This is a genomic window from Geobacter pickeringii, assembly GCF_000817955.1.
Classification (GTDB): domain Bacteria; phylum Desulfobacterota; class Desulfuromonadia; order Geobacterales; family Geobacteraceae; genus Geobacter; species Geobacter pickeringii.
The window spans coordinates 1,601,225-1,626,772 of sequence record NZ_CP009788.1; the positions used below are offsets into that span (position 1 = coordinate 1,601,225).

24 protein-coding genes and 1 riboswitch are annotated in these 25,548 nt (G+C 58.8%); of the genes, 20 read left to right on the forward strand and 4 right to left on the reverse strand.

All coding sequences use genetic code 11. From position 1 onward, the window contains the following. The first annotated feature begins 3 nt into the window (after positions 1–3). From GPICK_RS07210 to GPICK_RS07250, 9 genes are all read left to right on the forward strand, one after another. Positions 4–498 carry a type II secretion system protein gene (locus GPICK_RS07210; RefSeq protein WP_039745457.1) on the forward strand — a complete coding sequence of 165 codons (495 nt, stop codon included), beginning with the start codon at positions 4–6 and terminating at the stop codon, positions 496–498. 5 nt (positions 499–503) lie between these two features. After that, the gene (locus GPICK_RS07215) at positions 504–923 is read left to right on the forward strand and encodes a type IV pilin protein (RefSeq protein WP_039741736.1); all 420 of its coding nucleotides are present in this window, start codon (positions 504–506) and stop codon (positions 921–923) included. A 51-nt stretch (positions 924–974) separates the two neighbouring features. Further along, on the forward strand, positions 975–1,646 hold the full coding sequence (ftsE, locus tag GPICK_RS07220) for a cell division ATP-binding protein FtsE (RefSeq protein WP_039741738.1): 672 nt from the start codon (positions 975–977) through the stop codon (positions 1,644–1,646). Next, the gene (ftsX, locus tag GPICK_RS07225) at positions 1,633–2,583 is read left to right on the forward strand and encodes a permease-like cell division protein FtsX (protein ID WP_039741740.1); all 951 of its coding nucleotides are present in this window, start codon (positions 1,633–1,635) and stop codon (positions 2,581–2,583) included. The genes ftsE and ftsX overlap by 14 nt, the downstream gene beginning before the upstream one ends. Next, positions 2,580–3,764 (forward strand): murein hydrolase activator EnvC family protein, encoded by a 1,185-nt coding sequence (locus tag GPICK_RS07230; RefSeq protein ID WP_039741742.1) that lies wholly within the window; start codon positions 2,580–2,582, stop codon positions 3,762–3,764. Before ftsX ends, GPICK_RS07230 begins: the two co-directional genes overlap by 4 nt. 30 nt (positions 3,765–3,794) lie before the next feature. Beyond that, the gene (locus tag GPICK_RS07235) at positions 3,795–5,126 is read left to right on the forward strand and encodes a S41 family peptidase (RefSeq protein ID WP_039741744.1); all 1,332 of its coding nucleotides are present in this window, start codon (positions 3,795–3,797) and stop codon (positions 5,124–5,126) included. A gap of 149 nt (positions 5,127–5,275) precedes the next feature. Then, the gene (locus GPICK_RS07240; RefSeq protein ID WP_039741746.1) at positions 5,276–5,920 is read left to right on the forward strand and encodes an AfsR/SARP family transcriptional regulator; all 645 of its coding nucleotides are present in this window, start codon (positions 5,276–5,278) and stop codon (positions 5,918–5,920) included. A 249-nt stretch (positions 5,921–6,169) separates the two neighbouring features. Further along, positions 6,170–7,537 (forward strand): cohesin domain-containing protein, encoded by a 1,368-nt coding sequence (locus tag GPICK_RS17315; RefSeq protein WP_144400059.1) that lies wholly within the window; start codon positions 6,170–6,172, stop codon positions 7,535–7,537. Between the two features lie 146 nt (positions 7,538–7,683). Further along, positions 7,684–8,661: a divergent polysaccharide deacetylase family protein gene (locus tag GPICK_RS07250; RefSeq protein ID WP_039741747.1), complete on the forward strand. Its 978-nt coding sequence runs from the start codon at positions 7,684–7,686 to the stop codon at positions 8,659–8,661. A 51-nt stretch (positions 8,662–8,712) separates the two neighbouring features. Here GPICK_RS07250 and GPICK_RS07255 read toward each other — a convergent pair whose 3' ends face one another. After that, a complete protein-coding gene (locus GPICK_RS07255; protein WP_039741748.1) occupies positions 8,713–10,119 on the reverse strand; it encodes a ParA family protein in 1,407 nt (468 codons plus the stop codon). 96 nt (positions 10,120–10,215) lie between these two features. Here GPICK_RS07255 and xseA point away from each other — a divergent pair, with 96 nt between their 5' ends. The 6 genes from xseA (at position 10,216) to GPICK_RS07285 (ending at position 16,394) form a co-directional block, all read left to right on the forward strand. Continuing rightward, entirely contained in the window at positions 10,216–11,556 is a 1,341-nt protein-coding gene (gene xseA / locus GPICK_RS07260; protein ID WP_039741749.1) for an exodeoxyribonuclease VII large subunit, read from the forward strand. Positions 11,557–11,631: 75 nt separating this feature from the next. Next, positions 11,632–11,862: an exodeoxyribonuclease VII small subunit gene (locus GPICK_RS07265; protein ID WP_039741750.1), complete on the forward strand. Its 231-nt coding sequence runs from the start codon at positions 11,632–11,634 to the stop codon at positions 11,860–11,862. A gap of 69 nt (positions 11,863–11,931) precedes the next feature. Continuing rightward, positions 11,932–12,825, forward strand: a complete 894-nt coding sequence (locus GPICK_RS07270) for a polyprenyl synthetase family protein (protein ID WP_039741752.1) — start codon at positions 11,932–11,934, stop codon at positions 12,823–12,825. Continuing rightward, entirely contained in the window at positions 12,825–14,702 is a 1,878-nt protein-coding gene (gene dxs / locus GPICK_RS07275) for a 1-deoxy-D-xylulose-5-phosphate synthase (RefSeq protein ID WP_039741753.1), read from the forward strand. The genes GPICK_RS07270 and dxs overlap by 1 nt, the downstream gene beginning before the upstream one ends. 113 nt (positions 14,703–14,815) lie before the next feature. Then, positions 14,816–15,106, forward strand: a complete 291-nt coding sequence (locus GPICK_RS07280) for a J domain-containing protein (RefSeq protein ID WP_039741754.1) — start codon at positions 14,816–14,818, stop codon at positions 15,104–15,106. Positions 15,107–15,113: 7 nt separating this feature from the next. After that, a complete protein-coding gene (locus GPICK_RS07285; protein ID WP_039745462.1) occupies positions 15,114–16,394 on the forward strand; it encodes a peptidase MA family metallohydrolase in 1,281 nt (426 codons plus the stop codon). 80 nt (positions 16,395–16,474) lie between these two features. Here the strand turns inward: GPICK_RS07285 and GPICK_RS17810 are convergent, their stop codons facing one another. Beyond that, positions 16,475–17,626 carry a c-type cytochrome gene (locus GPICK_RS17810; protein WP_052263341.1) on the reverse strand — a complete coding sequence of 384 codons (1,152 nt, stop codon included), beginning with the start codon at positions 17,624–17,626 and terminating at the stop codon, positions 16,475–16,477. A gap of 190 nt (positions 17,627–17,816) precedes the next feature. Next, positions 17,817–17,893: riboswitch (cyclic di-GMP riboswitch) on the reverse strand. Positions 17,894–18,205: 312 nt separating this feature from the next. Between GPICK_RS17810 and GPICK_RS07300 the strand changes: the two genes are divergently transcribed. From GPICK_RS07300 to GPICK_RS16640, 4 genes are all read left to right on the forward strand, one after another. Beyond that, positions 18,206–18,616 carry an RrF2 family transcriptional regulator gene (locus GPICK_RS07300; protein ID WP_039741756.1) on the forward strand — a complete coding sequence of 137 codons (411 nt, stop codon included), beginning with the start codon at positions 18,206–18,208 and terminating at the stop codon, positions 18,614–18,616. Between the two features lie 128 nt (positions 18,617–18,744). Continuing rightward, positions 18,745–20,097, forward strand: a complete 1,353-nt coding sequence (locus tag GPICK_RS07305) for a cytochrome ubiquinol oxidase subunit I (protein ID WP_039741757.1) — start codon at positions 18,745–18,747, stop codon at positions 20,095–20,097. Between the two features lies 1 nt (position 20,098). Next, the gene (cydB, locus tag GPICK_RS07310) at positions 20,099–21,127 is read left to right on the forward strand and encodes a cytochrome d ubiquinol oxidase subunit II (protein WP_039741758.1); all 1,029 of its coding nucleotides are present in this window, start codon (positions 20,099–20,101) and stop codon (positions 21,125–21,127) included. A gap of 222 nt (positions 21,128–21,349) precedes the next feature. Then, complete coding sequence (locus tag GPICK_RS16640) at positions 21,350–22,699, forward strand: HD-GYP domain-containing protein (RefSeq protein WP_052263342.1); 1,350 nt, start codon at positions 21,350–21,352, stop codon at positions 22,697–22,699. Positions 22,700–22,771: 72 nt separating this feature from the next. Here GPICK_RS16640 and GPICK_RS07320 read toward each other — a convergent pair whose 3' ends face one another. Beyond that, on the reverse strand, positions 22,772–23,269 hold the full coding sequence (locus tag GPICK_RS07320) for a ferritin-like domain-containing protein (RefSeq protein ID WP_039741759.1): 498 nt from the start codon (positions 23,267–23,269) through the stop codon (positions 22,772–22,774). A gap of 136 nt (positions 23,270–23,405) precedes the next feature. Between GPICK_RS07320 and GPICK_RS07325 the strand changes: the two genes are divergently transcribed. Continuing rightward, on the forward strand, positions 23,406–24,362 hold the full coding sequence (locus GPICK_RS07325) for a diguanylate cyclase (RefSeq protein ID WP_039741761.1): 957 nt from the start codon (positions 23,406–23,408) through the stop codon (positions 24,360–24,362). A 109-nt stretch (positions 24,363–24,471) separates the two neighbouring features. Here the strand turns inward: GPICK_RS07325 and GPICK_RS07330 are convergent, their stop codons facing one another. Then, entirely contained in the window at positions 24,472–25,446 is a 975-nt protein-coding gene (locus GPICK_RS07330; protein WP_039741763.1) for a Tim44 domain-containing protein, read from the reverse strand. Positions 25,447–25,548 lie beyond the last annotated feature (102 nt).

Below are 25,548 nucleotides of genomic sequence, written 5' to 3' on the forward strand. Positions count from 1 at the left end.
CGGTTGCTACCATCGACAAGGCGTTCCGGCGCAGATGTTCGCGGTCTGACGATCATTGAGCTGGTGATGACGGTTGCAATTCTCGGCATCCTCGCGTCGGTTGTGGTGCCGTTTTCGCAAATGACGGTGAAGCGGACCAAGGAGCTTGAGTTGCGCAGGGATCTGCGCGAAATTCGTACGGCACTTGACGCCTACAAGAAGGATTATGATGAGCTTGTCAAGATAAAGTCGCTGAACAAGTCGGGCTATCCGGAAACCCTTGAGAAGTTGGTGGAAGGGGAAGATTTCGGTGGGGCCTCGCCCCTGAAGAAAAAGTATCTGCGGCGGGTTCCGCAAGATCCATTCAACCGCCCCGCACATGGAGAGAAGCCGCAGTGGGGGCTCCGTTCGTACGCCGATGACCCTGAGAGCCGGAACTGGGGAGGGGAGGACGTGTTTGACGTCTATTCCATGAGCGAGGCTACTGCGATCGACGGAAGCAACTACAAGGATTGGTAACGAGCATGCTGAGACGCCTGTTAAAGAACCGCCGCGGGTTCACTCTGATCGAGCTGATGATAGTCGTTACCATTATCGGTATCCTTGCGTCCATAGCCGTTCCCAACTACAAGTGGGGGCTCATCAGGGCGCGCGAGGCGGTGTTGCGGGAGAATCTCTACAATCTCCGCAATACGATCGATCAATTCTTTGCCGACCAGGGGAAATACCCCGATGCGCTCCAGGATATCGTTGACAAGAAGTACATGCGGGAACTTCCGCGCGACCCGTTCACCGGCAAAAATGACAGCTGGGTCACCGTTCCTCCACCGGAGCCGACAGCGGGCTCCTCGGGGCCGGGAACGAAGGATATGGGCAAGGTATTTGACGTGCACAGTGGTTCAGATTTGGTTGGAAATGACGGAAGACCCTATAACGAATGGTGACAGCCTCGGGCGAAGCACTTTGCCTTTACGGGCTCTGGACGAGAGGTAAGCATGATTGAGTTTCACAATGTGTCCATGTCGTACCAGCGCGACACGGCCGCTCTCAACGATGTATCCCTCAAGGTCCCCAAAGGGGACTTTGTTTTTGTGACCGGCTCTTCGGGGGCCGGTAAATCCACCCTGCTGAGACTGATCTATGGAGCACTCACCCCCAGCAAGGGCCAGGTGATCGTCGACGGACAGAACATAACACGGCTCACCCGTTCACAGATACCCTACCTGCGGCGGAATATTGGGGTCGTTTTCCAGGATTTCAAATTGCTCCCCAACCGTACGGTGCTGGAGAATGTCGCCATAACCCTGGAGGTTCTGGGGTGGGGGAAGCGGGATATCGGCAAGAAGGTCTATCATATGCTCAAACAGATGGGGCTTGAGCACAAGATCAATGCAACGCCGCTCCGACTTTCCGGTGGCGAGCAGCAACGGGTGGCCCTTGCCCGCGCCCTTGTTAACGACCCCAAGATTCTCCTCGCCGATGAACCGACCGGCAATCTGGACGACGAGAACAAAGAACAGATAATCTCCATTTTCCGGGAAGCCAATATCCGGGGAACTACGGTTGTTGTCGCGACCCATGACCGTCGTGTCATCGACAGCAGTCACAAGCGGGTGGTCAGGCTGGAGAGCGGTCGCATTGTGGAGGATAGTGATGTCTCGAACTAGTCAGACAAAACGTCCGGTGCTCTCCGGCGAGAGAGGGCAGGGACGGGTAGCGTATTTTCTCGGAAGGGCGCTGCTCAACATTCGCCAGAATGTAATGGTGAACGTGCTGACCATCGGAACCATCGCCCTTGCTCTCCTCATTGTTTCACTGTTTCTCCTGGTGTTTGTGAATCTGGAGTCGACCGCCGATGAGTGGAGCGGCAAGATACAGGTTACCGCCTATTTCGATAAGGAGCCTGACTCCGCGGAGCTTTCGGCCCTCATGAGCCGAGTGAAGGCGATAGAGGGAACTGACAAGGTTACGTTTGTCGGCAAGCTTGAGGCGATGAAGCGTTTCCGGGCCCGTCTTAAGGGACAGGAAACACTCTTGGACGGTGTTCCCGCTGACGTTCTCCCCTCGTCGCTGGAGATAGCACTGAAGCGCAAGAGTCGCGAGGATGGGGCAATCGAAACCTATGTTGCCCGATTGAAAAAGGTGCCGGGTATTACCGAAGTCCAGTACGGCGAAGAGTGGGTCAAGCGGTTCAATGCCTTTATGAATTTCCTCCGCTTTGTGGGGGCGCTACTCGGGGCCTTCCTGCTTCTCGCCGTCCTGTTTATCGTTTCGAACACGATAAAGCTGACTATCTATTCCCGGAAAGACGAGCTGGAGTTGATGGAGCTCGTTGGAGCGACCCGTCTGTTCATCAAGGCACCATTTCTCATCGAAGGGATCATCCAGGGGGCAGTCGGTGCCTTTATTGCCCTGCTCATTCTGGTGGCTGCCTATTTCGGATTCCTCCACAGCGCTACTAATTTTGTCAATTTTTCTGTTTCCGTCGCCGGACTTTCGTTCCTGCCACCCGCATATATCGCCGGCATTGTCGGGGGGGGTATTATCCTCGGTTTCCTCGGGAGCATCACCTCTCTCAGGAAATTTATAAACAATCTGTCATGATACCTGTCGCGCTCGTCACAGTCATTTCTGCCCTGACCTTTTCATCCGTTGCGATCGGTGCCGATGTGCGGGATCAACTGCAGGGAGTCAAGAAAGAGATCAAGGAAAAGAAGCAGTTGCTCCGGAAGACCGCCAAAGTTGAGCTGCAGGTGTCGGGAGAACTCCTTGAAATCGACAAGGCCCTGAAGGAGAAACAGGCGCAACTTTCACTTCTCAATCAGGATCTGAAGGGTGCAGAGCAGAATATTACCCGGACCGAGAAAGAGATCGATCGGGTCAAGGGCGAAACGGAGCGGAAAAAGCAGGAGATCCAGCGACGCCTCGTATCGGTCTACAAGGCAGGAGAGATCGGAAATCTGCGAATGTTTTATTCTTCCGGGACATTTCCCCAGATGGTCGAAAATCTCCGGTACATGAGGGGGGTAATCGAGAACGACCGGCGGCTTTTTGCCGAGTACAACGGCAAGGTTGCCGAACTTTCCACCCTGAAAACCCGTCTTGAGGCTGATGCCGCCCGCAAGGGAAAGCTGTTGTCGGGGATTGCCCGCAAGAAACAGGAAGTCGAGGAGGAAAAGCAGAAGAAATCCTCTTATCTGACCAAGGTAAGACAGGACAAGCAGCAATACCTCTCATCCCTGCGAGAGCTTCAGGTCAACGCTCACCGTCTTCAGTCAATGGTGGAAAAGCTTGAAGCGATGAGTAGAAAGAGTTATACTTCGAAAGCTGATAAGGGTGCGACAAAAGGGCCTTCTCGTGACCTCCCTCCTGTTCCCGATAAGGGATTCGGCTCGCAGCGCGGGCGACTTTCCATGCCTGTAAGCGGTGACCTCGTCGGACGATTCGGTAGGCACAAACACCCGGAATTCAATTCGTACACCGTCAATAACGGAATATCGATCGTGGCATCCGCCGGAGCTGATATTCACGCCGTTTACGAAGGAAAGGTCATCTTTGCCGACTACTTCAAGGGGTACGGCAATATGGTGATCATCGATCATGGCGGGGGCTACTTTAGTCTCTACGCTCATGCATCACGGATCGCCAGGCGGGTAGGGGCGCAGGTCACCCGCAACGAAGTGGTGGCCAGCGTCGGGGATGTCGATTCTCCGCGCGGGCCGATGCTCTACTTCGAATTACGATACCAGGGAAAACCGGTGGATCCGGCCCCCTGGTTCAGATAGGTATCCACACGGCAAGTTCTGGGAGGAACGATGTTTAAAAAGATGAAGGGGAAGAAGATTGCGCTTCTGGTGGCCTCTCTGCTCGTAGTGGTTGCCGTGAGCGGGATTGTGGTTCAGAAGCGCTGTGCTGCCGAGGGGGGGAATGACTACGAATCGATCGAGCTTTTCACTGACGTCCTTGCAATTGTGAAGAAAAGCTATGTCGAGGAAGTGGACACCAAGAAGCTCATCTACGGTGCAATCAATGGGATGCTTGCCTCTCTTGATCCTCACAGCTCCTTCATGCCTCCCGATACCTACAAGGAGATGAAGATCGACACCAAGGGGTCCTTTGGTGGACTCGGCATTGAGATAACGATCAAGGACGGCATCCTTACGGTTATTTCGCCCATCGAGGATACTCCGGCGTTTCGTGCCGGCATTAAATCCGGCGATCAGATTCTCAAGATTGAGGATCGATTCACCAAAGATATGAGCATCATGGATGCGGTCAAGAGGATGCGCGGCCCGAAGGGGACGAAGGTGACCCTGACGGTGATGCGGGAAGGGTTTGATAAGCCCAAGGATTACACGTTGGTGCGCGATGTTATCCAGGTCAAGAGCGTCCGGTTCAAGACCCTTGACAATGGCTACGGATACGTCCGGATCGCCCAGTTCCAGGAAAAGACTGACGACGACCTAGCGAAGGCACTCAGCGCGTTGAAAGGTGAGAATGGCGGTCAGCTCAAGGGGCTTGTCCTTGATCTGCGTAACGATCCGGGCGGACTGCTGGACCAGGCGGTCAGGGTTGCTGATCACTTCATTGAGGATGGGCTCATCGTCTATACCGAAGGGCGCGAGAAAGATTCGAAGATGAAATTTTCCGCCAAGAAGGCGGGCACCGAGCCGAATTACCCCATGGTCGTCCTGATCAACGGCGGGAGCGCAAGTGCGTCCGAGATCGTGGCCGGTGCACTGCAGGATCACAAGCGGGCGGTGGTCATGGGGACCCAGAGCTTCGGGAAGGGTTCAGTTCAAACCATCATTCCGCTTTCCGATGAATCGGGCTTGCGCCTCACCACGGCCCGTTATTACACCCCCAGCGGAAGATCGATACAGGCAAAAGGGATAACGCCTGACATTACGGTTGAGCGTGCCGAGATCCAGTCCACCGAGAAAAAAGAAGGGCACATCCGGGAGAAGGACCTTGAAAATCACTTCGAGTCGGGTGAGAAAGGTGCTCCCGACGAGAAGAAACTTGAGAAAGAAAAGCAGCCGGCATATAAGTCCGATGACCAGCTGAAAGGAGACTATCAAGTGCTCCGGGCCCTCGATTTGCTCAAGGGGTGGGAAATACTCAAGAAGATGGGCAAGTCGGAATAGGTTATCAATCACACGAAACATAGGGGGAGCCAAGCTCCCCCTTTTTTGTGATTGACAGGGACTGTATTCGATTCTCTTTATGTTGACTAGCCAGCGCGTTTATAGTAAAAAGGCACAAGCGTTCAATGTCTTAATAATGGTTAATAAGTATGCGTCTGCGGAATGAAAAACCGGTAAACGATCGAACTTCTTCAGGACGGGAAGGGATCGGCATAAAGACTTTTGGCGGGCTTGCGCTTACGTATCAGGGAAGTCCTGTCTCCATCATATGGGAAAGTCAAAAGGCGCGGATACTGTTCTGCTATCTTCTCATTTCGTACGATCAATGGCTGCACCGTGACAAGCTCATCGAGATGATCTGGCCCGGTTGCGACATGGTTGCCGGTGCAAAGAATTTCAAGACCACTTTGAGTCGCCTCAGAAAATCATTTTCGGGGGCCCGGACGGTCAACCCTGTCCTGACCCTTGGCGAGGCGATCCGGCTCGATTTCAATCTTTTCCAGCTCGACTCCAGCCAGTTTAAATACCATGCGGCACATGGCATCAAGATGCTGGCTCGGGGTGAGATATCCGCCGCACGCAAATATCTTGAGGCCGCCCAGGACATCTATGTCAGCGAGTTTCTGCCTGAAGAACCGTTTGACGCAGTCATTTCCGTCGAACGGGCCGAATTGGAGAAACTTTACGGTTCCGTGCTGTTCTCACTCCAGAAGGTGTATCACCTTGAAGGCAATCACGATGCCGTCGAAGCTATATCCCTCCTTACGCCCCCAGTCTCTGCTTCTGCCTCTTAACCACTCTTTTTATAAAGATTATTTTCACTCCGCTCAGCCCCTTAAAGTTGTCAACGCTAAGATCGATTTTCTCAGGGAATCTCATCATCTCACCGTCTCGTGGTAGCGGAGGGTTATGTTCATCTGGTTGCCGTCCGTTTGAATGGAAATTGGAGGTAATGAGGGGTATAATAAAACGGGTTTTTTCTGTTCCAAATTATGAGAGGGAAGGACGAATTTCTTATCTACGGGACGAAAAGGGGACTATGAATGAATATCAAATGGTTTAACTGCCTGTTCTCGCTGCTTGTTGTCCTGTCGTTTGGTTCTGTCTGTTTTGCGGGCGGGACGGTGACATATGATGATCGTGGTAACGGCGTCTATATCGTCAGCGCCAACGGACTGACCGGAATTGAGGCCGTTCGTTTTACCGTAACGTATGACCAGAACGCTCTGACGAATCCCCGCGTCGAGCGGGGGGGATTCGGAAGCTGGATGGTATTCTTCCCTAGTGTTGAGAAACCTGGAGAGGTGACGGTCGTGTTCCTCAATACCTCTCCGAATTCCGGCAGCGGTCAGTTGGCCACCATCCGTTTCGACAAGAAGACCACCACGCCGATCAAGATTGGATTCATGTATGAGCTGACCGGCGACGATACCATCACCAAGGGCGAGGCTGCCCAGCCCACCGCTGACGCCGGTGCGAGTGCTGCGCCGGGAGAGAGCGGGACGGTCACTGCTCAGCCGCCTGCCGCGACTACTGGAAGTGTTCCTGCAACTGCTTCACAGACCGGTTCCGGCGCGGCCACGGTCGTCACGGGAAAAACGGCGACAGCAGGAGGGACGGCTGGAACGGTAGCGCTCGGTGAAACTACAGTAACTGCATTGACGCCAGCCACTGCGACAACCACTGTGATACCCACCACCGGAGTTCCTGCACCGACCACGGGCGGCGTTGCTGCACCGCCTCCGCAGGCAGAGCCGCCGCGCGATACCGGTCCCCTTGTCCCGTTGGAGGAGGTCGAGCATGTGGACGAAACCGCTCCGATGGCCGAGCAGAGGCCTGCCGTGAACGAGAAGAGTGCCGACAGCAAGTACACGGTATATAAAGGGATTATCGAACGGTTCCGTGACTTCAAGGGAGAAAAGAATCCCAAGAATCTCATGGCTCTTTTCAGCGAGCAGGTCGCTGCCACCATCACTCAGATCCCTCCCATCGCATTGAGCGACGGCGTGAAGACCGTCACCCTCAAGGTTGATCTTGACGAGAGTGGCGCCGCCCCGAATTTCGCCCTCCGTGGGGCGACCCTCAAGTCTCTCAGCAAGGATGGTGGCAAATGGGTGGTAGTGGTGCTTCCGGAGGCCCGCCGCACCGAAGCGGTACTGATCATTGTCGCCGGTGAGCGGATGATCGAGTATCCACTGACGGTCGCCCCTCCCGTTGATGTGAATATTGACAAGACCGATGCCTTGACCGAGAAGGACTTCAACCTGTTCCTGAAGGAGACGGGCACCGACAAGGCTCCCCGTTTCGATCTCAACGGTGATGGCAAGCGCGATTATGTCGACGAGTTCATCTTCACCGCCAACTATCTGGTCGCTCAGGGTGAAGGAAAGGCGAAGGGGAAGAAAAAGTAACTCTGCTTCTGCATTGATTACCTGCAAAAAGCCCGCTGGAACTCCAGCGGGCTTTTTGTCTTTGAGGATACATTCTCCTTTATGTCTCATCAAGTCGTGTGCTATACAACGAGGCGTTGGCAAATCCATTCCGAAGGTGTGTTCCGTTGGCAAAACCGCGCAAAAATGTCCGGTCGAACCGCAAGCGGGGCGAGGGACGAAGGGCTCTTCTCCCGTTGGCCCTGGCAGCAGTCCTCCTCCTGATCGTTGTCGGCTCCCTCGTCTATTTCACCAATTCCCGCAAGGAAGTGAACCGGCAGCTTCCCGGAAACGGCAAGGCAGCGCACCTCCCGGCACGCGAACAGCATAGACTTCCCGTTCGCGAGCAGGACAAAGAGCCGGTCCATGAGGATTACACGGCAGTTGTGCCGCCGCCTCCAACGCCTCGTTCCGAGAGGCACCCCTTGCCGGCGAGCACCGGCCCGGGCACCCTCGCCATAATCATTGACGACATGGGGAAAGGGGTCCAGGAGGCCCGTTCGCTCAGCGATATCGGGGTCCCGGTCACGTTTTCCATCATTCCCGGACTGGCCAAGGTGAAGCAGGTTGCGGAAGAGGCACACCGGCGCGGCATCGAGGTGATGGTGCATATGCCCATGGAACCGAAGGGATATCCGGCACAGAAGATCGAGGGGAACGGTCTTTTACTCGGGGAGAGTGACGAGGAAATCGTGAGCCGGTTGAATGCCTACCTGCGGGAACTCCCCCGGGCGGTGGGTGCCAACAATCACATGGGGTCCGCGTTCACGGAGAATCGGGAAAAGATGGCGGTGGTGCTCGGGGTGCTCAAGGAGCGGGGGCTTTTCTTCGTGGACAGCAAGACCTCGCCGGTCTCGGTGGGATACGACGTGGCCCGTGCCCAGGGAGTGCGGACGGCGGCGCGGAACGTCTTTCTCGATAATATCCAGGAACGGGGCTACATCGCTAAGCAGCTGGCCCAGGCGATCTCCATCGCCCGCAAGCGGGGAAGCGCCATTGCCATCTGTCACCCCCATCCGGCCACCATCCAGACCCTTGCCGCAGAATTGCCACGGTTGAGAGATGAAGGGATCACCTTCGTCCCCGTGTCGCAACTCGTCAGATAGGGCGATGGCCTGATCGCCGTTCGCGGCGCGGGGGAGGCGCTGCCGCGTCGGTCAGACCGCCATGACCTCCTGGGCGATCCGCTTCTTCAGCCGTGCAATCCCCCGGTAGTTGTCTTCGCTCAGGATCGCCTCGGGTTTTTCCCGGTTTACCGGATGCACGAGGAGAAAGCTGTCCGCAGTCGTTTCGAGCCGTCCCGCAAACGTTTCCGCCATCATGGTGTAGAGCCTGCTCCGTTCCCGTCGCAACAGTCCCCCGTCGTATTCTTTCAGAGAGTAACTCTTCCGCATCAGGTGAGCCCCATCGAGATCGAAGCGGTGGAAGTCGACCGTGGTGCCGCTGCCGTTGGTAACGGGTCTGAAGACGAACGCCGACTCCCGTGCCGTGTCGCGCAGGATGTGCAGCGTCGGGTCATCGTCGTCAAGGGTGGCGTCCAGGTTGTAGATGTTGGTGGTGAGGAGGTTGAAGAAACACGCTTCCTCAAGGAACCCGGCGGCGCTGCCGTCGGAAACCTCGAAATAGAAGGAGACACGGTCGTTCCCCTCGCCGGAAACGGGACGATTGCAGAGAATGCACTCCGATTTCAGACCCGAAAGCCGGGCGAAGAAGGCTTCCTTCTTCCGCTCCTCCTCGGACTGGAGCCACTGATGGAAGAGAATGGCGCGGGGCTCGGTGGTTGCCCGGTATTCCTCCATGATGGTCTGGGCGAGCTGGGCAAACTGGCCGTGCACCTCGGTCCATTTGGCGTGGGTAAGGATCGGATAGATCTTCCCGTCCGGGTTGGTATTGAGGCTTTCCACCTTCGGGCTCTTGGAGATGTAGGTGTCGAAGCAGCGGTAGCCGCGATGGATGGCATAGGCCTTCAGGAGCGACTTCTGATCGGCGAAGGGCCCGTCGAACTTGATCCGCTCATCCACCAGGCAGGGGATGAGGGAGAGGCTCTTGCGGTCCAGCCCCCGCTGATCGAAGAGGGTGAAGATATTCTTGCAGTTTTCCAGGCTCGGCATATCCTTCACCGGGATGATCGCCCGGTCGGCGGCGAACAGGGCGTTCTGGGTGAGTATGTCCAGATCGGGGCGCGTGTCCACGATGATGATGCCGGGGATGCGGGAAAGGGCCAGAAGCCGCGCCAGCACCATCGGTCCCTTTACGGCCCCCTTGAGATCGGCGAGGGTTCCTGACGACGGGATGTAGCCGACACCGTACTGTCCGGTATGGATGAGATCCCTGCCGGGGGTCTCCATGAGGAGGTCGGCGACGGTGCCGGCGGTGCGCTGACCCCTGATCTCGAACATCCGGTCGACGGTGAAGTGGTTGTCGAAGGAGAAGATGGAAACCGGGAGGTTCTCGTCGAGCGCCTTGAGGTAGATTGCCAGATTGGTGGCCAGGGTGGTCTTGCCGACCCCCCCTTTTTCCGAAGAGACGGTGATTACGTATGGGTAACTCTGCATGGCGACCATACTACACTGTCGCCGCATCGGCGGTCAACCCGGTTTGACACTCACACACCCCTGTGTTAGAAACGGTGAGAAGGTCGGACCGGAACGAGGAGATACGTGGAGCTTTTTGCTGAAAAACGCATACTTACGGTAAGCCAGCTCACCGGCCTCATCCGTGGTGTCCTGGAGGAAAACTTCGAGCACGTCTGGGTCGAGGGCGAGGTGTCGAACCTTGCCATGCCGTCGTCTGGCCATCTCTACTTCACCCTCAAGGATGCCGGGGCGCAGCTGCGGTGCGTGATGTTCCGAGCCTCCGCCCGGGCACTCAAGTTTCGGCCAAAGGATGGCATGGGGCTGATCGTGCGGGGACGGGTCACCGTCTACGACCAGCGGGGCGATTACCAGCTCCTCGTGGAGTATCTGGAGCCGCGGGGGATCGGGGCGCTGCAGCTTGCCTTCATCCAGCTCAAGGAGAAACTCGGTCGGGAAGGGCTCTTTTCCGAGGAGCGCAAACGGCCGATCCCGGCCCTGCCGCAGCGAATCGGTATCGTGACTTCTCCCACCGGTGCGGCCATCCACGACATGCTCAACGTCCTGAATCGCCGTTTTGCCAACGTTGAGGTGCTGATCCGCCCCGTGAAGGTGCAGGGGGAGGGGGCCGCCGAGGAGATCGCCGCTGCCATCGACGACCTCAACCGCCATGGTTCGATCGATGTCATGATTGTCGGCAGAGGAGGAGGGTCCCTCGAAGATCTCTGGGCCTTCAACGAGGAAGCGGTCGCCCGGGCGATTCATCGGTCCCGGATTCCCGTCATCTCTGCCGTGGGGCACGAGGTGGATTTCACCATCGCCGATTTCGTGGCGGATCTTCGGGCACCGACGCCATCCGCGGCGGCGGAGATGGTGGTCAAGAGCAAGGAAGAGCTGGGAGCCCGCGTCGATTTCCTGCGCCACCGGCTCGTTCAGGGCGTGAGGGGACAGCTCGCTGAGCTCCGGGGCGAGCTCGACAGCCTGAGCCGGTCACTGCGCGACCCGACCATGCTCCTCGGTCATCTCGCCCAGCGGGTGGACGATCTTGCGCTCCGAGGAGAACGGGCGATTGCCGGGATACTGCGCCAGCACCGCGGAACCCTTGACGGTTTGGGCACTCACCTGCGGTTGACGAACCCGGCCCTTGAAGTTGAGCGGATCCGGGAGCGGATTCTGGTATTGGCAGCGCGAAACGAAGCAGCCGTGCGGCGCCGGCTTGACCGGATGGGGGAGGAGACGGCCGTGGCGGCGGCGCGGCTTAACTCGCTTTCGCCCCTCGGAACCCTGGCCCGGGGGTACAGCATTGCCCTTAGGCTTCCCGCCCGGCACGTGGTGAGGGAAGCTCGCCAGATTGTCCCCGGAAACCGGCTGGAACTTCGGTTTCACCGGGGCTCCGCCCTTTGCCTGGTCGAGTCGGTCGACGAGTGAAAGGTGTGCAATTCCTTGACTCAAAGTATACAATCGGTATAATAATTCCTTTATTTTTACCGGGAAAGTAGCGCTATGGCCGTCGAAAAGTTCGAAACCGCCCTCAAAAAACTCGAAGATGTGGTCAAGAGGCTCGAAGAAGGGGAGCTCTCCCTCGATGATTCCCTCAAGGCCTTTGAAGAAGGGGTCAAGATGGCTTCTTTCTGCACGAAGAAGCTCGACGAGGCCGAGAAAAAGGTGGAACTCCTCCTCAGGAAAAAGGATGGGAGTTTCGTGAAGGAAGCGTTTCGACTCGACGACGAATAACGCCTTCTGCCCGGTTTTGCTCCTCCCTCCCGCGATACAGCAATCCATTCATAATCAAAGTGAGATCCCATGGAACTGAAAAGTTATCTGAAAGAACGCTGCACGATCGTTGACAACGCCCTCGAGCGCTACCTTCCGGCTGAGGATGAGCTCCCTTCCTCCATCCACCGTTCCATGCGCTATTCGGTCTTTGCCGGCGGGAAGAGGGTCCGGCCGATCCTGATGCTCGCCGCCTGCGAGGCGGTGGGAGGAACCATCGAGGACGCCATGCCGGCGGCGTGCGCCATGGAGATGATCCACACCTACTCCCTCATCCATGATGACCTGCCGGCCATGGACGACGACGATTTCCGTCGTGGCCGGCCGACGAACCACAAGGTCTTCGGCGACGCCATCGCGATCCTCGCGGGAGACGCGCTGCTCACTGAAGCGTTCATCCTGATGAGCTCCCCTGAATATTCCGCCAGGGTCGGCACCGAGCGTCTCCTGCCGGTGATCCGCGAGATCGGCTACTGCGCCGGCTCCCGCGGCATGGTAGGGGGGCAGGTGGTCGACATGGAGAGTGAGGGGAACAAAGAGATTGACCTCGCCACGGTGCAGTACATCCATACCCACAAGACCGGCGCCCTCATGAAGGCATCGGTCAAGGCTGGCGCCATCCTCGGCGGCGCTGACAAAAAGGCGCTGGAGGCAATGACGAAGTACGGTGAGGCCGTTGGTCTCGCCTTCCAGATCGCCGACGACATCCTCGATATTGAGGGGACCACGGAGCAGATCGGCAAGGACGCCGGCAGCGACGAGGCCCGGGGGAAGGCAACCTATCCGGCGATCATGGGACTTGCCGATTCGAAGCGCCGCGCCCAGGAACTGGTCGATATCGCCCTGACGGCGGTGGAGCCGTTCGGCGCCAAGGCCGAACCGCTGCGGGAGATCGCCCGCTACATCGTCTCAAGGAAGTCCTGATGACCGGTATTCTCGATCGCATCGCGTCCCCTGCCGATCTGAAAGGGCTGGGTCCCAAAGAGTTGGCGCAGCTTGCCGGCGAACTGCGCAAGGAGATCATCGCCGTCTGCGCGAAAAACGGCGGGCACCTCGCCCCGAGCCTTGGGGTGGTGGAGTTAACCCTGGCGCTGCACCGCGTGTTCGAATCGCCAACGGACCGGATCATCTGGGACGTGGGACATCAGGCCTATGCCCACAAGCTGATTACCGGCCGGCGGGAGCGATTCGGCTCCCTCCGTACCCTCGGCGGGATCAGCGGATTTCCGAAGCGCAACGAGTCGCCCCACGACGCCTTCGATACGGGGCACACCTCCACGTCGATATCCGCTGCCCTTGGCTTTGCCGCTGCCCGTGACCTGCGGGGGGAGCGCAACAAGGTGATCGCGGTGATCGGCGACGGCTCCATGACCGGCGGGATCGCCTACGAAGGGCTCAACCATGCTGGCCACCTGAACAAGGATCTTGTGGTGGTCCTGAACGACAACGAGATGTCCATCGCCGAGAACGTGGGAGCGCTCTCCAACTTTCTCAACCGTACCGTCACCAGTGAATTCGTCCACACCATGAAGAAGGAGCTCGAAGGATTCCTCGGCAGCCTCGACCGGCTTGGCCGCGGCGTTCTCAAGGTTGCCAAGCGTGCGGAGGAGTCACTCAAGGGGCTTTTCACCCCGGGGATGCTCTTCGAGGCCTTCGGCTTCGAGTACATCGGCCCCATCGACGGCCACGACATCGGTCGGCTGACGGAAACCTTCGAGAAGGTGAAACGTTTCGACGATGCGGTCCTGATCCATGTTCTGACCAAGAAAGGGAAGGGGTACCCCCCGGCGGAGCAACGGCCGGCCCTTTTCCACGGGGTTGGCCCCTTCGAGATCGAGACCGGCAAGGTGCTGAAGGGAAAAGGGGGAGCAGCCTCCTACACCGGGGTCTTCGGCGAGGCGATCAAGAAGCTGGCGGCCGAGGACGAACGGATCGTCGCCCTCACCGCCGCCATGCCCGACGGCACCGGCCTGACCCCCTTCGCCACCGAGTTTCCAGAGCGCTTCTTCGATGTGGGGATTGCCGAACAGCACGGCGTCACCTTTGCCGCAGGGCTGGCCGCGGATGGGTACCATCCGGTATTCGCCGTCTATTCATCGTTTCTCCAGCGGGCCTATGATCAGGTGTTCCACGACGTCTGTCTCCAGCATCTCCCGGTAACCTTCGCCATCGACCGTGCCGGCGTGGTCGGGAGCGACGGTCCCACGCACCACGGACTCTTCGATCTCTCCTACCTGCGGCATCTGCCGAACATGGTTCTGATGGCTCCCAAGGATGAGAACGAGCTGCAGCACATGCTCAAGACCGCCCTGGAGCATGACGGGCCTGCCGCGGTCCGCTATCCCCGCGGCAACGGCTACGGCGTCTCCCTCGACCAGACGTACCATGCCCTGCCGCTTGGCCGGGGCGAAGTGCTCCGCGAGGGGAGCCGGGGGGCGATCCTTGCCCTCGGAACCACTGTCTATCCGGCCCGGGATGCGGCGGAGGAGCTTGCCGGCGCGGGGATCGACCTCACCGTGGTCAACGGCCGCTTCGTGAAGCCCCTGGACCGCGAGCTCATCCTTTCCCTGGCGCAGCGGTTCGACCGGCTGATGACCGTCGAGGAGAACGCCGTTCAGGGCGGGTTCGGTACGGCGGTACTGGAACTTCTGGAAGAGGAGGGGGTGACGGGCGTCTCGGTTCTTCGGCTCGGCTACTCCGATGATTTCGTAGAGCAGGGCGAACAGCACGAACTTCGGGCGATCCACGGGCTCGATGCGCCGGGGATTACGGCCCGGGCGCGGGAGTTTTTCGGAAAATAAGAGAGATACGGAGGCCGGGCGATCACCCGGCCTTGTTTTTTCCCTGAGGCACTCCAGGCGTGGCTAGAAACGAGGGGGACTGATATACTATGCGCCAGGAAACCGGAGGAACTATGACCTATCCAGATCTCATGAAGGCCCTGGAGATATTCGGCCTGACCGATCGGGTAACGCTTCGGGAAATCAAGCGCCGGCACCGCGAGTTGGTGAAGCGCTGTCATCCCGATGCCGGCGCGGCCGCCGATTCCACGGAGATTCGGCTCATCAACGCCGCCTACCGGCTCCTTGTCGACTATGCCGAGAATTACCGCTTCTCTTTCTCGGAAGAGGAGTTCTACGAGCAGAATCCCGAAGAACGACTCCGGATGCAGTTCGAAGGTACCCCGCTATGGAATGTCCGCTGAGCGTGCCATGAAACGGAGCATCGCCCCCCTCGTTCCGCTCGCCTGTCTCCTTGCCACGGCCTCTCTCCCCGTTTCCTCCCGGCATGTTTATGCTGCGGATCCCATTCTGCACAACAATTACGGCGTCCAGCTCCTTGACCGCGGGGAACTCGAAAAGGGGATCGAGCAGCTGGAGAAGGCGTACAGCCTGTATGGCATGGACCAGACCCTCAAGGGGAATCTGGCCATGGCATATGTTCTCCTCGGCCACCGGCTGCTCGACAAGAAATCCTATCCGGAGGCAGCCGAGCAGTTCGACAAGGCAAGCGCCCTCTTCCCCGATGAGCCCCGTTACCATCTTCTGAAGGGGATCGCGCTCACCCTGGCGAAGAACTATCTTCCCGCCGGCTATGAGCTCGAACGCGCCCGGTCGCTCGGCGGGGAGACGGCGGAGGGTCTCTATTTCCTCGGGCGGATCCAGTACGAGAACGGCGAGACGGACGAGGCCCTGAGATACTGGGAGAAGGCAGCCACGCTCGCTCCGTCTGATCCGTCCCTTGAGGCTCTGCTCCAGCGGATCCGGAGGGAGCAGGCGGTTGAAGCGAAGATGGACCGGGGGCACAGTTCGCGCTTCATCGTTTCCTACGATTCAGACGTCAAGCCCGACATCGCCCTCGCGGTCCTGAGTGCCCTCGAAACCATCTACAACAGCGTCGGGACCGATTTCGACTACTTTCCCGAAGCACGGGTACCGGTTATCCTCTACACCACCAGGGATTACCGCGAGGTGACCCGTTCCCCCGATTGGTCGGGCGGACTTTACGACGGTAAGATTCGCCTTCCGGTGCGGGGATTGACGGAGATCACCCCCGAACTCAGGGCCACGCTTCGCCACGAGTTCACCCATGCCGTTGTCCGCGATCTGACGAAGGGGAACTGTCCCACCTGGCTCAACGAGGGCCTCGCCGAACTCCAGGAGCGGCTCGAGTACAATACGCCGTTGACGGAACTGGGACGGGCGGCCAAGGAGGGTCGATACCTCCCCTTCAAGACGCTGGAGGGATCGTTTTCATCCCTCGGTCCCCGGGAGGTCCGCCTGGCCTACGAACAGAGCTATGCCACGGTCAACTTCATGGTGTCGACCTACGGCTGGTACCGGGTGCGTGCGATATTGACGGCCCTTGGCGGCGGGGCGACCATTGAGGCTGCCATCGCCGCGGGGCTGAAAGATTTCGGGCTGGACTACGACGGGGTGGTGGGGGAGTGGCATGCGTACATGGCGCGGGAATATGGCGGCAACGGGCGCTGAATTCCGCCGTAAAAGAGATGGCAGATACGAAAAGGGCCCGCGAATGCAGGCCCTTTTCCTTTTTGTGCTACTGCCCGATGCTACTTGAGGGCGGTGGCGATGTTCTGGATTTGCGTGGCGGTGAGGCCTGAGAGGAAACCCATCCCGCCGGTGTTCCCTTTGATCGCCGACTGGATCAAGGTCGCCGATGCACCTCTTACGCCGGATTGTGCCAAGGCGCCATGGCAGCTGGCGCAGTTAGTACCGTAGAGAGTAGCGCCATCCGTGGGGGCCGGTGCAGGAGTCGGAGCCGGCGTGGGGGGGGTGGTCGTGGTGGTGCCGCTTAACGCCGTGGCGATGGCCTGTACCTGGGCAGCGGTCAGGGTGGAAAGAGAGCCCATGCCGCCCACATTGCCGTTGATGGCGGTCTGGATCCTGGTGGTGGTTGCCCCTTTCTTGGAAGAAGTGGCCAAGGCGCCGTGGCAGCCGGCGCAGCTGCTCGCATAGAGGGCGGCACCGTCAATCGGCGCGGGGGCCGGTGTCGGAGCAGGCGTGGGAGTCGGGGTTGGAGCAGGTGTCGGTGCCGGAGCTGGCGCAGGAGTTGTCGTAGTTGTTCCGTTCAGCGCATTGACAATGGCCTGTAGCTGGGCAGCGGTCAGGGTGGAAAGGAAGCCCATGCCGCCGGTGTTGCCGCTGATGGCACTCTGGAGCCGCGCGAGGGTCGCTCCCTTCTTGGAGGAGGTGGCCAGGGCACCGTGGCAGCCGGCGCAGTTGCTTGCATAGAGGGCAGCACCGTCGATCGGAGCGGGCGTCGGTGAGGGGGTCGGCGCAGGCGCCGGGGTCGGGGTCGGAGCAGGCGTCGGCGTCGGTGCGGGAGTAGTCACCGTGGTGGTGGGGGTGCCGTTCAACGCATTGGCGATGGCCTGGATCTGGTCGGCCGACAGGGAAGCGAGGAAGGCCATGCCGCCCACATTGCCGCTTATGGCGTTCTGAATCCTGGTGACAGTGGCGCCGGTCTTGGACGATGAGGCCAGCGAGCCGTGACAGCCGGCACAGTTGGATGCGTACAGTGCTGCACCGTCAATCGTCGTGGTTGTAAGGGGGGTGGTATCGGCAGGATTGGTTGCGGTCGAGGGGGCCGGATTGCCCACCGTCGCGGTAGTCCCGCCACTGCCGCTGCTGCCGCAGCCGGCAAGCGCAAGCGTCGCTGCCGCAGCGCAGAGTGTTATCAGTTTCGTCATCGTTCTCGTCATGAGAGCTCCTTTCGTATGGGGGGGCCTGGATTGTTGCCGTCCCTGGGTTCACCAGCTACCGTGTGTCGTTCGCTTCGTGCCGTATTGCCTGTCGCGGTTTCCGCGCAGGGGTGAAGAGATCGGTTCCGTCGGGTTTTGTCAGAGAGGCGCCCGGGCACAAAAAAAGCCGGGGCGGAATATCGTGAGATATTTCGGCGACCCGGCTGTCTCGGTGAGACCCTGTAGGCTTTCCGTCCCATCCTCGCGGATGGTTTAGTATTGTCGTCTATCTGCCGTGCTGCTTATGGCGTCGTTTTTCTAAGAGATAGCAAATACGGTTTCGCCTTGTCAATAAAAATGTTGTCATGTTGTTACCGGTATGAAATTTGATGTCGTAAGTGTAAGGCAACTCAGCGTATTTATGGCTAATATGACTAGTAGCACGATTTTAATTGATGGCTTGCGGCCGTTGCGTCGGTGACGGTTCCAGAGAAATTTGAGCAGGAATCTCTGGTCAGGGCGAGAAAGGGGAGATTATCCCTTGACAGTCTTCATCGGCTCATTTATAAATAAGACCAAAACGGTCCTAAAGGTGTTTTTATGATGGAACTGACCCGCAAGGGCGAATACGCAATCCGGGGCATTGTCTACCTGGCGCAGCTTCCACCGGGGAAAGTGGCGCTCATCAGTGAAATTGCCGAGGCGGCGGACGTCCCCCAGACCTTTCTGGCGAAGATTCTCCAGAGTTTCGCCAAGATCGGCATCGTCAAGTCGTTCCGGGGCGCCGGCGGAGGTTTCACTCTGGGCCGTTCCGCCGGGAAGATCACGTTGCGTGAGGTGGTCGAGGCCGTGGAAGGGCCGATCATGCCCAACCGGTGCCTGCTCGGCGCCGGCAGCTGTGAGCGGGATGGGACCTGCGGCGTTCACCCCGTCTGGCGTGAAGTGCAGGGAAAAGTGGTTGAAGTCCTCGAAGGGGTGACCATCGAAGAGCTGGCTGCCCGGACGAGGTAATTTTTTTGCCCGTATACAGGATAAAATCGGTCTTGTATGGTAATGTTTACCCGTTACCTTCGGGAATCTTAGGGCCTGCAACGGCTCACTCATAGAAAAAACCAAACTTCAAAGGAGGAAATACGGCAATGGATGTACTATCCCTGAGCAGGCTGCAGTTTGCGGTCACCTGCATGTTCCATTTCATCTTCGTACCGCTCACCCTAGGCCTCTCCATTCTCACGGCGTACATGGAAACGCGCTACGTTATCAGCGGCGACGAAACCTGGCTCAAGATGACCAAATTCTGGGGAAAGCTCTTCCTGATCAACTTCTCCCTGGGGGTCGTCACGGGGATCACGATGGAGTTCCAGTTTGGCATGAACTGGGCCGAATACTCCAAGTACGTTGGCGACATCTTCGGCGCGCCGCTCGCCATCGAGGCCACTGTCGCCTTCTTCATGGAGTCGGTCTTCATCGGTGTCTGGATCTTTGGCTGGAACAAGGTCTCGAAGAGCTTCCACGCCGTTTCCATCTGGCTGGTGGCAATCGCCACTAATCTCTCGGGCCTCTGGATCCTTCTGGCGAACGGCTGGATGCAGCATCCGGTAGGGTACGTGCTTCGCAACGGCCGCGCCGAGATGGTCGATTTTCTGGCAATGGTGACAAACCCCTATGGCGTGCTGAAATTCGGCCACCAGATCGTTTCCGGCTATACCGTGGCGGCGTTCTTCGTCATGGGAATCTCCGCCTGGCACCTTCTGCGCAAGAACCAGCCTAAATTTTTCACCCGGTCCTTCAAGCTGGCAGCGGTCTTCGGCCTGGTTTCCGCAATACTTGTCGGAGTGATCGGCGATTTCCACGCGGTGGAAGTGGCCAAGACCCAGCCGACGAAGTTTGCCGCCATGGAGTCAGTCTGGGAGACCAAGAAGGGGGTCGGGATGAACCTGATCCTCCTCCCGGACGAGAAGCGCGAATGCAACGCGATCGAGCGTCTCTGCATCCCGAACATGGTCAGCCTCCTGGCGTTTCACCAGCCCGACGCCGAGATCAAGGGACTCAAGGAGTTTCCCCGCGAGCTCCGTCCGCCGGTGACGCTCACCTACCTCAGCTTCCGGGCAATGGTGGGGCTCGGCACGCTCTTCATTCTCCTCTCGCTGGTGGCCGTCTTCCTCTCCCGCACGGGGCGGCTGGCGAACTATCCGCTGTTTCTCCGGATCCTGGTCTATGCCATCCCGCTCCCCTATATCGCCAACCAGTTGGGGTGGGTGGTGGCGGAGGTAGGGCGGCAACCGTGGATCGTGTACGGGGTGCTCAAGACCTCCGACGGGGTTTCCAAATCGATCACGAGCGCCCAGGTATTCGGCTCGCTCGCCGGGTTCACGCTTCTGTACGGCTTCCTCGGGGTGATCGATATCTATCTTCTGATCAAGTACGCCCGGAAAGGGCCCGACGACGATCTGTCCGGCATCATCAAACCTGCATCGGTAAGGGGGGCGTAACATGGAACTGCAGATTACCTGGTTCGTGCTCTGGGCTGTTCTCTGGGCAGTCTACTTCATGCTTGACGGCTTTGTTCTCGGCACCGGCATCCTGCACAACGTGCTTGCCAGAACCGACGGCGAGAAGCGGGTTCTCATCAACACGATCGGTCCTGTCTGGGATGGGAACGAGGTTTGGCTTATCACCGCCGGCGGCGCCACCTTCGCCGCGTTTCCAACCACCTACGCGCTGATGTTCAGCTATCTCTACACGGCGCTGCTGCTCCTGCTCTTCGCGCTCATCGTTCGCGGGGTTTCCTTCGAATTCCGCGGCAAGATAGAGGGGGACGGGTGGAAGAGTGCCTGGGACGTGGCGATTCAGGTGTCGAGCTTCCTGCCGGCGCTTCTCTTCGGCGTGGCCTTCGGCAACATCTTCATGGGGCTCCCCATGGATGCCGCCGGCTACCACGGCTCGCTCGTCTCGCTGCTCAACCCATATGGCCTGCTGACCGGCGTCCTCTTCGTACTGCTCTTCACGGTGCATGGCGCGCTGTATCTGGCGGTGAAGACCGTCGGCGACCTGAGTGCGCGGGCCAAGTCCCTTGCCGACAAAACGTGGCCGGCACTGCTTGTCGTGGCGGTGGCCTTCCTGGCCTACACCAAGTTTGCCACCAAGCTCTTCGACAACTACCTCTCGACGCCTGTTCTCTTCATCGTCCCGCTCCTGGCGGTGGCGGCGCTCCTTGCCACGAGAATCCTCTCCGCCAGAGGGGCGACGCTGGCTTCTTTCGCAGCCTCCTGTGTGACGGTCCTGATGGTGGTTGCCACCGGCGTGACGGGACTCTTCCCGAATCTGATCCCGTCGAGTCTCGACCCGAACTTCAGCCTGACGATCTACAACTCATCGTCGAGCCCCTATACGCTGAAACTCATGACCATTGTTGCCTTCATCTTCGTGCCGATCGTCATTGCCTACAAGATCTGGGTCTACCGCATCTTCCGGGCGCCGGTGACGGAGGCCGAGGTTCTCGGCGACAAGCACGCCTACTGATTCACGACCAGATCGATATGCCGGGAAAAAAGCCTGCGTGACTGCAGGCTTTTTTCATTGTATAGTACGCCCCCCTTTGCCGTGACCGCTGAATGGCTGTTGGGGCGGAGAATTCTGTCCTTTCCGGTAAAGTGATAGTACTTTCAACCGATACGGTAAGAAAGGAGCTGAACGGTTTCGCGTGGCATCACCCGCTGGTTACCCGCAACTGAGAGCATATCCATGTCAAACACGGTTGCCCACAAACTCCTCAGGACGTTCTTCAAGCGCAGCTTCTGGATTACCGTTATCCTCGCCCTGATTCTTTCGATCGTTGTTCCCCTGGTAATCTACCGCTACCATCTCCGCCAGTACGAGGCGGAGTCGGCTGCGCTTCTCAATCGCTTCATCCAGAGAGAAATCTGCTTCTCGCCCCACGACCTCCTCGACAATCCAAAGAGTCTTGAGGCAACCGTTTCCAACATCAACGTCTTTATGGAGTTTGGAGATCTGGTAGAGTTCCGGCTCTGGTCGACAGATGCAACGCTGATTTATTCCTATCATGCCAAACCGCTTGTCGGGCACCGCTTCCCTAACAACCCACGCCTGATAAAAACGCTGCGATCCGGCAAGACGTTTGTGGAGATCGAGGATACGCGCGACAGCGAGAATTCCGATCTGGCGGAGTTCGGCACGCTGGTCGAGATATATGCGCCGGTTTTTGTCGACGGCACGGTACGGGGGGCGGCGGAGGTCTATCGCAAAGCGCCGAAGTTCGAGCTCCTCACGGCGCACATCGTGCTGGTGGTATCTACGGCGGTTGTCATCTTCATGCTCCTCTACGTCCTGCTCTACGGCCGGTTCAAGGCGGCCGCCACAAGCATCATCGCCTATGACGACAAGCTTCAGGGCGCGTACCGTTCTCTGGGGCTTTCCTATTTCGATACCATCAGAAGCCTCATCAAGGCCCTGGAACTGCGCGATATGGAGACAGAAGGCCATTCGGAGCGCGTCGTTGCCATTTCCCTGTTCATCGGCGAACGGCTCGGCATTCCTGCGGACGAACTCGACAAGCTGGTCCTCGGCTCCTATCTCCACGATATCGGCAAGATTGGGGTTCCAGATTCCATCCTGCTCAAACCGGGCGGGCTTTCACCGGAAGAGGAGATGATCATCCATTCCCATGTCGAGAAGGGGCTGGAGATCATCAGCACCATCGAGTTCCTCGGACCGGCGGCCGAGGTGGTGCGGTACCACCATGAAAAATGGGATGGCACCGGCTACTCCGCCGGTCTGAACGGGGCCGAGATTCCGCTGACGGCGCGAATCTTTGCGGTGGTCGATGTCTTCGATGCGCTGATCAGCGAGCGCCCGTACCGTCGCCCCATGTCGTTCGAAGCGGCGAGTGTGGTGATACAGGAGGGGAGGGGAAAGCATTTCGACCCTGAGATCGTGGATGTATTCATGGGGATAAGCCAGGAGGAGTATGCGAGACTGGGTAATGAAATCGTCGACCGGGGGATCCACCATACGGTGAATGCCGCGGTCGAGAACCTTCTGTGCCGGCTCAATGTCGATGGGAAGGGTGACTGATTGAGATCGCGACGGGCGCACCGATGGCGCGCCCGTTTCTGTCTCGCGAGAAATTGCTGACGGCGGATGCCGCTATTCGCGTACGTAGATGTCCATGTCGGATTCGTGGACCATGGTCATGATGCGTGCATACTCCGATTCGATCATCTCGTAGTGGTTGTGCGTCTCCGTTGCATTGAGCTCGAAAATGGAGCGCACCTCCGGGTCCGTCATCTGCGCGGCAGTTTCGCGCAGCGCCTGCTCCAGATTCTGTTCCTTTTCCATGGCGAGTTCCATCGCCTTCTGCTCGGTGAAATCGGAGGTGATAGCCTTGGCTATGGCAGCCATCCAGCTTGATTCATGGTCGGGGGGGGCATCCATGAACTCGTCGAAGTCGGAGATATCCCCTCCTTTGTAGATTCTGAAAAAATGGCCGGCGTGCTCGCGCTCTTCCCGTGCCAGGGTCTCGAATACCCGCACCGCGTCCCGGTCCTTCATCTGCTTGGCCCCAAGTTCGTAGAAGTTCATGGCGTTCTTTTCCGTCTGGATCGATTTCCTGATGGCGCCTTGCACGTCGATCTCTTCAAACATTCCATTCCTCCTTGACATGATGTATACGGGTAATGATAGTGCTAACCTTACCGGATTATGAAGCGAAGTCAAATGAGCGGCCAGGCGGCATCGGACGTCGACTTCCGTCTCCCGGCCGAATCGAAAGCGGACTGTCATGAATGAAGATAATTTCCAAACGAGCCATCCGTTTCCGATCCTGATCGCCGAGGACAATCTTTTGCTGCGGAAGATCCTGGAGGGACATCTGCGGGAGATCGGCTATGACGTGGTCGCGGCCACTAATGGCCGCGAGGCGCTGGCAATGTTCGCCAAGGGATATTATCCCATCATCATCACCGACTGGGTGATGCCCGAGATGGACGGCGTCCAGCTCTGCCGTGCCGTGCGTTCGATCTCCCTCGATCACTATACCTACATCATACTCCTCACTTCGCAGGACTCGCGGGAGAACATCATCAAGGGGCTGGAGGCGGGAGCCGACGAATATCTCGTGAAACCGGTGGACCCGGCGGAACTGACGGTCCGGCTCAAGACCGCCCGTCGAATCATCGACCTGGAGGGCTCCCTCAAGCAGAGCATGGAGGAGATCAGGCGCCTCTCGATGCGCGACCCGCTCACCGGCGTGTACAACCGCCGCTATCTTGACGACCGCCTCGTCCAGGAACTGAAGCGGACCTTTCGGTACGAACGGCCTCTGTCGCTCATCATGTTCGATATCGATCACTTCAAGAAGGTGAACGATACCCATGGTCATCATGCGGGGGATCAGGTGCTGCGGGGGTGTGCGGAGTGCGTTCGGCACGGGATCAGGGAGAACATCGACTGGCTGGCACGTTACGGCGGGGAAGAGTTCATCGTGGTGCTTCCCGAAACCGACCTTTCCGGCGCCCTGGTGGTGGCGGAAAGGCTGCGCCGGCAGATCGAGGCCCATGCAGTCGAGACGCGCCAGGGAACCATAACCGTAACGGCGAGTTTTGGCGTGGCGAGTTTTACCCCACCCGATCAGACCGAGGATTTGGCGGTGGCCGAGAGTCTCGTCGAATGTGCCGACAATCTGCTCTACGTGGCGAAAGGGGAGGGGCGCAACCGCGTGAAAGGGGCGGAACTCTGACCCCCTTTCCGTCGGATGGAAACAAGAAAAAGCCGCCGGGCGATTCCGGCGGCTTTTCTCGTTAATGGGCGGATGGGGCGCAGAACGCTTCAGCTGCGCCGTGTACGGCTCAACTTTGCTGAATGGCGGAGAGTTTCCACGGGTTGGGTCCCACGGGACGGGTGAAGGTCCAGTACTCCTCGAACTTTACCGGTGCAACATCGCTTCCGGAAATGACTTTTCCCGACTCGTCCGTGGTGTAGTCGAGGAGGTTTGCCAGGAGATGGACCGTAAGATAGTCCCTCCCTTCCTCCTGCCACACCTCGGTGATTCGCGCCTCGCGTACCGCAATGTTTTCGAGCCGGTTGAATTCTCCCCGCTGCTTCATGGCGTCGATGTCCTGGCGGAAGATGACCTGCATTTCGGGCGTGAGGAGGTCGGCGGCGGGCGTCAGGTCCCGGCGGGTCCACGCCCCCTGGATCCGGAAGAAGATGTCCTGGGCCGTTTCCAGGAACTGCGCGTCGCTGAAGGATGGGTCCATCTGGCGGATATGGGCGATGCCGAAGCTTGTCTCATCGACACTTCCCCCCTCGCGGCTGGTGAAAGCCGAGGAGGCTTCGGAGCGGAACGGCTCCTGCTGTGCGTTTCGGTTGGTGTTTTGCCAGTCGGAGCCGGCGGCCGACTGCCGGCGGGCGGCCACGAACCGGTAGATGAGATAGAGGATGCCGCCGATCAGCAAGATGTCGAAGAGCCCGAAGCCGCCGCCGGCGCCCCAGCCGCCGCCGAAGCCGAGGCTGCGAAACAGCATCCCGCCGAGGAGTCCACCAACGAGCCCTCCTGCAAGGCTGCGGAAAAAGCCCCCCTGACGCTGGGGAAACGGCTGCTGGCCGGGGAGCGGCTGGGGGGCAGCCGGCGCCGGTGATGGCTGGGAGTAAGTGGGCGACGACGGTGACGTCGGTGAGGCCGGTGCGCGGTAGGTGCGTGTCCCGCGGCTGCCGATGGATCTGCCGCCGCCGGCGCGGGCGAAGGATTCCTGGCAGGAAGCTGCCAGAATGGCGAGAATGCATGCCGTGACGGCAAGGCGGGCGGGAAGGGGAAGTTTCATGGAGAGCTCCTTTTGTGCTCCGGGTAATCGGGAGTGATGACGGATCGTTGGCGTTAACGATAATCATTCAGACAGTGAAAATCAATGGGCAGTTGACAGCCT